A 4,975-nucleotide genomic window follows, 5' to 3' on the forward strand; every position below is an offset into this window, starting at 1 on the left:
CTGGACCGGCCAGCGATGGCCAGATCGAACATGTGGGCGAAGAAGTCGGCTATGTGCTTGAGGGCACGCTGGAGTTGCGTCTTGGTGAAGAGCATTACACCATAGGCCCTGGCGATTCGTTTACCTTTCCTAGTAGTCTGCCGCACGGCTACAGCAATGTTGGCAAGGATGTCGCGCGTGTTTTATGGGTCAATTCGCCGGCGACGTTTTGATTTCATTCATGCCCTGATGTAAACACCCGCCGCAGGATAGTGTGCCGGCATTTCTCGCCGCTACCTGCCAGTATTTTTATCCGTTTCTTATCCGCGCTATATCTCTTCCCGGTAAAATTTCTGTCTGCGTTCCAACCAGAAACCGAATCAAATTGAAAACCTTATCCGCTTGCGCTATCGACGATGCGCCTGCACCGCTGTACATAGTCAAAACCTCGACCATACACGGCACCGGCATTTTTGCCCGCAGCACGATCACGCCTGGTGCTTGCATCATCGAATATCAGGGCGAGCGGATTCAATGGGAGCAGGCGCTGGATCGGGCGGATGCGAAAGGCCCGCTGAACCACACTTACTTCTTCAGCCTCAACGATGGCCGCAGCATCGATGGCGGTAGCGGCGGCAATGAAGCGCGCTTCATCAATCATTCCTGCGAGCCCAAGTGTGAAGCGGTGGAACATGAAGACGGCCGTGTCTATATTTATGCGCTGATGGAAATCGAAGCCGGCGAAGAACTGAGTTACGACTACGCGCTGATCTATGAAGAACGTCATACACCTGCAGTCAAGCGCGCGTTCGCATGCCATTGCGGCGCGTCTGGTTGCAGCGGATCGATGCTGATGCCCAAGCGCTCTGCCAGATACCGCGCACAAAAAGCACTCGCAAAATAGGCAATGCCCCTGCGTTAATTGAATTAACGCAAAACCCGACTGCACGAAAACAAGTTATCCATCATCTTGCTGCCAGCGGTGCAGCAGGCGCTTGCCCTGCTTCTGTCACGCGCAAGTTTGCGCGTTCCACCACCAAAAAAATATCAGCAACTGTATCGGCAAGCCTGATGCCGGCGGCAGTCCAGCCACGCATGCCGGCAGCTACGGGTTCGCTGCAAAGTGGCTCTGGATAAGGCTTCCCGCCATGCAGGCACTACGTATAAACCCGTAGCACGCTTACGTAGTATTACGTATTGATGGCCGCCGGACAAATCCGTATCGTCACGCAATCTTAACAATAACGTCACCTGATCATGAGAATCAGTGACGTGCTTTCCTGATCTGATAGACAACGATCTGGCAAGGTTGGGGCCACCAGCCCGGACATTGGTTTTCACGAAAACGAAGTGTGGTACCGCATTAAACCAAGTCGCCAGGGCGATCCCAAACGGATCACGCGGCGGAAGGCGGAACGGCATACGACCGGTCCAGCAAGATGGCCGCCTTACCAAAAATATATTTTGCATATGTCTGCGCAGCTCGCTGCAGGCATATATCAATCACCAATCCTGGTTTGTTTTTGCACAGCAAAACAATCAAGTGACATGAGGAACACAAATGAACGCAGCAACACAAAATCTATCGGGGTCTTCCGATAAAACACGCTGGATACAGCTGATCGTCGGCGTCGTCTGCATGATCGCAACCGCCAACATCCAGTATGCATGGACGCTCTTCGTGCCGGAAATTCAAGGCATGTTCGGCTGGGCTCGCGCAGAGATCCAGATCGCATTTACGATTTTTGTCCTGGTCCAGACCTGGCTCGCGCCGATTGAAGGTTACTTCATCGACAAACTCGGCCCACGTCTGATGGTTGCCTTCGGCGCTGTCTTCATCGGTGTGGCTTGGTACATCAACTCGCAAGCAACCACGCTCGCCGGCTTCTACATCGGCGCAGCCTTCGGTGGTGTTGGCGTTGGTTCCATCTACGCAACCTGTATCAACAATGCGTTGAAATGGTTCCCGGACCGTCGCGGCCTGGCAGTTGGCTTGACCGCTGGTGGTTACGGTGCTGGTTCTGCTGCCACGATTCTGCCTATCGCAGCAATGATCGAATCGTCGGGCTTCCAGGAAACCTTCCTGTTCTTCGGCATCCTGCAAGGCTCGCTGGCATTCATCGCCGCATGGTTCCTGCGTTCGCCTAACAAGGGTGAAGTCAGTGCGTCGGCCAAGCTGGTGCAGGCTACCCGTGACTACACATTGAAAGAAGCGCTGAACACCAAACTGTTCTGGCTCATGTTCTTCATGTTCATCTGCGTCGTTACCGGCGGCATGATGGCAGTGGCACAGCTGGGCGTGATCGCACAGGATCTGGGCGTCAAGGAATTCAAGGTCGACATGCACTTCTTCGTCATGGCAGCGTTGCCGCTGGCCCTGATGCTGGATCGCATCATGAACGGTATCTCGCGTCCATTGTTTGGCTGGATCTCGGACAACATCGGCCGTGAAAAAACCATGGTCATCGCCTTCACACTGGAAGGTCTGGGCATCATCGCTCTGGGTTACTTCGGTTCCAACCCATGGGCCTTCCTGATCCTGTCCGGCGTCGTGTTCCTGGCATGGGGCGAAGTCTACTCACTGTTCTCGGCTCTGGCTGGCGATGCATTCGGCACCAAGCACATCGGCAAGATCTACGGCGTGCTGTACACCGCCAAAGGTATCGGCGCATTGTTTGTACCAGTCGGCAACCTGATGATGGAAGCTACCGGCACCTGGTCCACCGTGCTGTACACGGTCGCCTGTATGGACTTGACTGCAGCCTTCCTGGCGATTGTGGTCTTGCGCCCTACGCTGAAGAAACACGTCGCGTTCTCCAAGGATCTCTTGCAGAAAGAGAATGCAGCTGCCGGTATCTCCGCAACTGCACGCGCCTGATTCCCCTGTAATACCCGGTCTCAACTTTCAGGGCTCCTTCGGGAGCCCTTTTTTTTGCGCAGTTCATCCATTTCTGGAGGAGCAGGTATTCTCTGAAAGGCGACAATAGTGTCATCGCATCGCAGATCAGAACCAGTAGCGCCGGGCATAATGCCGGGACAGCCTTTAATCATTCACGAACTTCCCGGTTCCGACTGAATGTGAATTTTCCAACCACACGTAGAGTGATAGCAAATGAAACTGAAGTTCAGTCATGTGGATGTGTTGGTCAGAGATTTGGAGACGGCATGCGATTACTACGCAAAACTGTTTAAAGCCAGAATCTCGAAAACACTAGTCTGGGAGCGCGGAGGTCTTCATGTGCGGTATGCAATCGTCATGTTTGGAGAAGAGCGCTTCATGCTGGTGCAGCCGATTTGCGGCGGCCTGAAAGACTTGCTAGAGGCCAGCGGTGAAGGAACCATCTACCGCCATTGCTATTCCACGCCGGACATCGAAGCCGCCTACGACGAACTATTAATAGCTGGAGTTCAACCAGAGGATGAAAATGGAAAGCCGCTTGCTCGAGATAATCTCAACTCGCCAAGCGGTGCCAGAATTATCTGGTTGCCAAAACGCTTCGGAAATTTCTCCATCGAGTTACTCGAAGAAAATGAGTTGGATGCATTCATGGCCAGCGCATTTTCTGATACGCCGTAACATCGGTGCAGGCAACAAGGCATAGCTGATGTCCGCTTTGGGTCTTGGATTCAACCGGCGGATGCAACACACTAAGGGCTCCCGAAGGAGTCCTTTTTTATCCAGTTTAGTTATCTAATCAGGCATCGCCGAACGAGACGCCCAGGCGTCGCGCCGCGTGTATCAGCGGATGATCGGCCGGCACATGGCGCGTCCGGCCGCTGACTTCGCCCAGTGCAACGTGCCCTAGGCTTCCCTGTTCAAGCGCAACCATATTGCCCCACGCACCGGCCCGCACCAGGTCGGCTGCGGCAACGCCCAGCTGCGCGCCCAGTACTCGGTCGCCCGGGGTAGGCGCACCGCCGCGCTGCACATGGCCGAGTATTGTGGCGCGCACTTCTGCCGCCAGCAGCGGCGTGAGCTGCGCCGTTAAAACATGGGCCACGCCACCCAGGCGTATCGGGTCCGGGGAGCTTTCTATGCGGGTGCGCACGGTAGCCTGGCCGCCGCGCGGCTTCGCGCCTTCGGCCACGCAGACGATCGCATGACGCTGCCTGGCCATGCACGCGCGGCAGGCGGCAGCGATTGCGTCGAGCTCGTATTCAATTTCCGGCAACAGGATGATGTCGGCGCCCGCCGCCACGCCTGCTTCCAGCGCCAGCCAGCCGGCGTTGCGTCCCATCGTCTCGACCAGCATCACGCGGCTGTGGCTTTGCGCCGTGCTGCGTATGCGGTCTATCGCCTCGGTCACGGTCGCGACTGCAGTATCGAAGCCGACGCTGCGCTCGACATGCGCGATATCGTTATCGATGGTCTTGGGTGCGCCTATCATCGGCAAGCCATGACGATTGAGCGCATCGGCGATGAACATCGTGCCATCGCCGCCTATCGCAACCACGCCATCCAGGCCGATCGCGCGCGCATAGTTCAGCACGTCATCGCGGCGGTCGCGGCCCTGGTAAGAAACCGGGCTGACCTGGTTGCTGGTGCCCAGCACAGTGCCGCCCAGCGTGGCGATGCCGCTGACTGCCTGCCAGTCGAGTGGGCGCGTGCGCCGCTCGATCAAGCCGAGAAAGCCATCTTCTATGCCCAGCAGCTCTATGCCATCCTGCTGCAGCAAGGCATGGGCAACCGCATGGATGACAGCGTTCAAGCCCGGCGCATCGCCGCCGCCGGTCAGTATGCCTATGCGCATGGTGGTCCTTTTATTGTTGGTGGAATGACTCGATTATCCATGGATAGTGCGCATGAGGGGATTCCTCTACTGCTTCGTATGTAGTTTTTCCATGTGCCAAATGAACAAAAAGCCTAATGTGCAAAATTAGGCTTTTTAGTTTTGTGGCTCCCCCATCCATTATTAATTCTGGACAGCTAATTTTTGTTTGTTGTGAATCGAGAGACCTCGTTGAATTGTACTTAAATGTCAGGTCGATTTGATTT

Annotated in this window: 5 protein-coding genes; 4 read left to right on the forward strand and 1 reads right to left on the reverse strand. The window is 55.5% G+C overall.

Annotation, left to right across the window (positions count from 1 at the left end; genetic code table 11):
• The 4 genes from Q7T06_RS12535 to Q7T06_RS12550 all read left to right on the forward strand — a co-directional run.
• Positions 1 to 212 (forward strand): cupin domain-containing protein (locus Q7T06_RS12535; protein WP_304785140.1); only part of this gene is annotated, 212 nt, incomplete at its 5' end.
• Positions 213 to 364: 152 nt separating this feature from the next.
• Positions 365 to 883: an SET domain-containing protein gene (locus Q7T06_RS12540; protein WP_304785141.1), complete on the forward strand. Its 519-nt coding sequence runs from the start codon at positions 365 to 367 to the stop codon at positions 881 to 883.
• 657 nt (positions 884 to 1,540) lie between these two features.
• On the forward strand, positions 1,541 to 2,857 hold the full coding sequence (oxlT, locus tag Q7T06_RS12545; RefSeq protein ID WP_304785142.1) for an oxalate/formate MFS antiporter: 1,317 nt from the start codon (positions 1,541 to 1,543) through the stop codon (positions 2,855 to 2,857).
• 234 nt (positions 2,858 to 3,091) lie between these two features.
• Positions 3,092 to 3,556, forward strand: a complete 465-nt coding sequence (locus Q7T06_RS12550) for a VOC family protein (RefSeq protein ID WP_304785143.1) — start codon at positions 3,092 to 3,094, stop codon at positions 3,554 to 3,556.
• Between the two features lie 118 nt (positions 3,557 to 3,674).
• On the opposite strand, the gene Q7T06_RS12555 is transcribed toward Q7T06_RS12550, so the two are convergent.
• A complete protein-coding gene (locus Q7T06_RS12555; RefSeq protein ID WP_304785144.1) occupies positions 3,675 to 4,730 on the reverse strand; it encodes a 6-phosphofructokinase in 1,056 nt (351 codons plus the stop codon).
• Between the last annotated feature and the right edge of the window lie 245 nt (positions 4,731 to 4,975).

Origin of the sequence: Herminiimonas sp., assembly GCF_030645555.1 — a bacterium.
In the GTDB taxonomy this organism is placed as follows: Bacteria; Pseudomonadota; Gammaproteobacteria; order Burkholderiales; family Burkholderiaceae_D; genus Oxalicibacterium.